Here is a 4,368-nt window from a genome sequence, read left to right on the forward strand (position 1 = left end):
ACAGCTTCTCTGCGAAACTCTTCGGTATAGGCTGGTTTTCTATGCTTTGTCATGTGACATCTCCGTGCTAGACCTAAATCTAACTATAGAAGGTGTCTACTATTCGTGGGTAACTCGGACAGCTAACAGTTGATTATGCGGCTTCTACGCTGCCATAAGTGAGAAATGCAGCAAGCTCGCACGATTATGTGAATACTACTGCAGTTCGTTCTACGCATTATAATTCCTATTCTGCTTGCTGCCGGGCTGGAATGATGACTTTGAAATGAGGTTTTCAGCATCCAGCCAAGCGGTTACTCCTTGATGACACATAAACTATCAGAGAACTGACGGACATGGAACTATAATCCCACCCAGATCATTTAAGACATCAGTTACCTTGTCTGCCGACCTTTTTGCTCACTATCGAAATTTTACTCCAACAACATCACCAATTGATGATGCTTTTTCCATAAATCATAAGCAAATACATATAACTCTAATCAACAAAAACTATTTCAATTGACCTCCATTTCCTACTACTCTGCTAATTAATCATTTGTTTTAACCGTGATGGGGCCACCATGACCGCTGATGTTGCACAGTACCTGATTGAAAACGAGCCTTTTTATCAAGCGCAAGAGGATGAAATTGACCTCTACCAGGCGGCCTATCAGGCGCGTATGCCGGTGATGATCAAAGGGCCGACTGGCTGTGGTAAATCACGTTTTGTGGAGCACATGGCGTGGAAACTGAAGCGTCCGCTGATTACGGTAGCTTGTAATGAGGATATGACGGCATCTGACTTGGTGGGCCGTTATCTGCTGGATGCCGATGGCACCCGTTGGCTGGATGGCCCACTGACCATTGCGGCCCGTATCGGCGCGATCTGTTATCTGGATGAGGTGGTGGAAGCGCGCCAGGATACTACGGTTGTGATCCATCCGTTGACCGATCACCGCCGTACCCTGCCACTGGATAAAAAGGGTGAGGTAATCTCCGCCCACCCTGATTTTCAACTGGTAATCTCTTACAACCCCGGCTATCAGAGTCTGATGAAAGACCTAAAGCAGTCCACCAAGCAACGCTTTGCCGCGCTGGATTTTGATTACGCACCCGAGAAGATCGAGTGCGAGATCATCTGCAAAGAGACCGGCACGGATGCAGAGACCGCCAGCAAGCTGGTGAAGATTGGACATACGGCCCGCAACCTGAAAGGGCATGGCCTGGATGAAGGGATCTCTACCCGACTGCTGGTCTATGGGGCAGAACTGATCAAACAGGGCATTAAACCCCGCGCGGCTTGTCGCATGGCGCTGGTACGCCCAATTACCGATGATGCGGATATCCGCGCCACGCTGGATCACGCTATCGACACCCTGTTCGCCTGAGACATGCCGTGAGCATCGAAGAAGCCAAACTCCAGATCTATCGGGAGCAACTGACCTGCAATTTTCAGCAGTTGGATCTACTGTTTGCCGACTGCATGGAAGAGGCTGCCGCCAGTCTAAGTGAAGCGGGTATAAAAGATTACCTGGAAGGCGCATCACTGGTCTGTATGATTGGCCGTGGCTTTGAACCGGTACTGGTTTACTTGGAGGAGATGCCGCAGGTCGCGGCCAGACTGGGTGAATCAGCTTTGGGTTTGGTTTCCCAAACCGTATGGAAACTCTCCCGCACACCGAATGGCAGTACGATTCTGCCCTTCCTGCAAACCCTACCTGAGGCCGCACGACGACTCGGCAGTGAGCTGCTACTGGTCAGCTATATCGATATGCTGATGGATATGTTGGCACGTACCAGCGGATCCATCCACGGCTTTCACACCACCATACCCAGCCCAGGCGGGAAAGAGTATCTGGAGCAGATGCCTTATCTGTTGAACCAACTTTCGCTGGAAGGCATCCGCAACTGGACCGAGTACGGCATACATAACTACTCCAGCCATCCGGATCGGCAAAGAGATTACTTCAGCCTGCAGTCTGCGGACAGCCGCGCCATTCTGCAACGGGAACGACACGGCACCCTCTTCGCCGATCATGAACGCCAACTGGAACTGTATCTGCGCGCACTTTGGGAAGACAAGGATCATCTGGTTCCTTACTCCCACGCCTTTGATGAACTACGTAAACCAATACCCTATTTTGATTCGTTGGGTATTCGTCTACCCGATGTATTTGATGATACGGAATCAGGTGTTAGCGGTATCAATCGCTACCGTGCGGTATTGGCACACATTGCGGCTCATCGTCGCTGGAGTCATTTTGTTTTTGCCGATAACTTCAGTCCGTTTCAGCGCATAGCGATCGAACTACTGGAAGATTCACGCGTTGAGTACTTGGCGATACAACGGTATCCCGGTCTGCGCAAACTTTGGCTATCATTGCACCCGGTGCCGATTGAGGGCGAGTGCGATCCCGAGAAAGAGTCTTGCATTCGCCATCGACTGGCGATGCTCTCTTACGCCATTCTCAACCCGGATCACACTTATACCAACCCCGATATTCTGAACTGTGTTGCGCAGTTTCATGCGTTGATGGAATCGGGTGAGACGACCACGCAATCCATCGTGCAGCCAGCCATCTCTTTCATTGCCCGTACTCGCATACAGAATGATCAGGCCGCCAATGTCTATTTCAAGAATACGGTGGTTGAGTATCGGGACGATAACCGACACCTGTGGAAGTTTATTGAAGAGGGTGATGAAGAGGAGCAGTACGAGGTAGAACGCAAGAAGGTTGAACAGGAGCCACTCAACGCCCTGCCACCGCGTCACTATCCTGAATGGGATTATCGCACCAAGACTTATCGCCCTGACTGGGTCAGTCTGTATGAGTCACTGCATCCACCGGGTGATGCCAAACTGATTGATGATCTGCTGACCAAACACAGTGCATTGGCAAAACGGTTAAAACAAATACTCGATCTTCTAAAACCCCAGCAGTATGTGCGCGTACGCTATCAGGAAGATGGCAGCGAACTGGATCTGGATGTGGCGATTCGCTCGCTGGTTGATTTCAAGGGCGGCGCCAATCCTGATCCACGCATTAACATGAGCCATCGTCATGATGGACGTGATATTGCGGTCATGTTGTTGTTAGATCTTTCAGAGTCACTGCACCAAGTACCTGAAGGTTGTGAACAGAGTATCCTGCAACTGAGCCAGGAGGCGGTTGCCCTGCTGGCCTGGGCCATTGACCGACTGGGCGACTCGTTCGCCATTGCCGGCTTCTCTTCCAATACTCGCCATGAAGTGCGCTATCAACACATCAAGGGTTACAGTGAAACCTGGAATGACGATGTGAAGGCACGCCTTGCCGCCATGGAAGCGGGCTATTCCACGCGCATGGGAGCCGCCATTCGCCATGCCGGTCACTACCTGGGCAAACGTACTGCCGAGAAAAAACTGCTGCTGGTGCTTACCGACGGCGAGCCATCTGATATCGATGTCGAGGATGATCGGCTGCTGATTGAGGATGCAAGAAAGGCGGTGCAGGAGTTGGATCGTGACAATATCTATACCTACTGTATCAATCTAGATCCGAAGGCTGATGAATATGTGGCGGACATCTTCGGCAAACAGTATAGCGTCATTGACCGAGTAGAGAAGCTGCCTTCCAAACTGCCCGAGCTGTTCCTTTCACTGACACGTTAGAAGCATTTATCTTCAAAAAAGAAAACCCCGACGGGATACTTTCCTGTCGGGGTTTACTCTTTTGTATTACATGACCACAGGAGGGAGTACTGCCCTGCAGTCAGCCGGTTGGCTTGATTAGTTTGCTGGCTTGGTTTCCACTGCAACGAACTTGGAAAACTCGGCAGGGTCTAACTGACCGTCCTTGTTCACATCCAGTTCATCCCACTGCTCAGACAGACCCGGAATTGCCTTGGCCTCTTCCACGCTCAGGGTACCATTGTTGTCAGCGTCAAAAACGACTTCTGATTTATTTTCAGCCGCAATCACAGCAGCAGTAGTCATAGCAGCAAGCAGGACAGCAAGAATCTCTTTTGACATAGTCACTCCGTTAATCTTCATTAGTTTAAAAGTCACACTAACTGCTTCATGCAATCAGCTAACCTGACTAGAGCAATTGCAGTGCCAACTTTTATTTTTACTTTAATTACAGAAGGTTAGTAAATTTTGAATATCTTTTAACGGGTGACAAAAGCCTGATCTGTCGTCTGCTGACAACAGCAATCACAGGCATGCTCTGCAAGTGATTGAAAGTAAAGTATTGTCGCTGTTGCTAATTGGCGACAGGGCTGAATAGCACTTACTTAATCCAAAATGTAGGGTGGGTTAGCGTTTTTTGCGTAACCCACCAAGCGTTGCGCAGCAACACGAGTCGTTTATCTAAGGTGTGCCTGACGGCACCGTTGGTGGGTTAC

General features: G+C 50.0%; 3 protein-coding genes. 2 read left to right on the top strand and 1 reads right to left on the bottom strand.

Annotated elements, in window-relative coordinates; genetic code table 11:
- Positions 1 to 563 precede the first annotated feature (563 nt).
- On the top strand, positions 564 to 1,370 hold the full coding sequence (locus FHP88_RS19015; protein ID WP_144360727.1) for a CbbQ/NirQ/NorQ/GpvN family protein: 807 nt from the start codon (positions 564 to 566) through the stop codon (positions 1,368 to 1,370).
- 8 nt (positions 1,371 to 1,378) lie between these two features.
- Positions 1,379 to 3,634 carry a nitric oxide reductase activation protein NorD gene (locus tag FHP88_RS19020; RefSeq protein ID WP_144360728.1) on the top strand — a complete coding sequence of 752 codons (2,256 nt, stop codon included), beginning with the start codon at positions 1,379 to 1,381 and terminating at the stop codon, positions 3,632 to 3,634.
- Between the two features lie 117 nt (positions 3,635 to 3,751).
- Here the strand turns inward: FHP88_RS19020 and FHP88_RS19025 are convergent, their stop codons facing one another.
- Complete coding sequence (locus FHP88_RS19025) at positions 3,752 to 3,994, bottom strand: EF-hand domain-containing protein (RefSeq protein WP_186297799.1); 243 nt, start codon at positions 3,992 to 3,994, stop codon at positions 3,752 to 3,754.
- Between the last annotated feature and the right edge of the window lie 374 nt (positions 3,995 to 4,368).

Origin of the sequence: Sedimenticola selenatireducens, assembly GCF_007625115.1 — a bacterium.
Lineage (GTDB): Bacteria > Pseudomonadota > Gammaproteobacteria > Chromatiales > Chromatiaceae > Sedimenticola > Sedimenticola selenatireducens_A.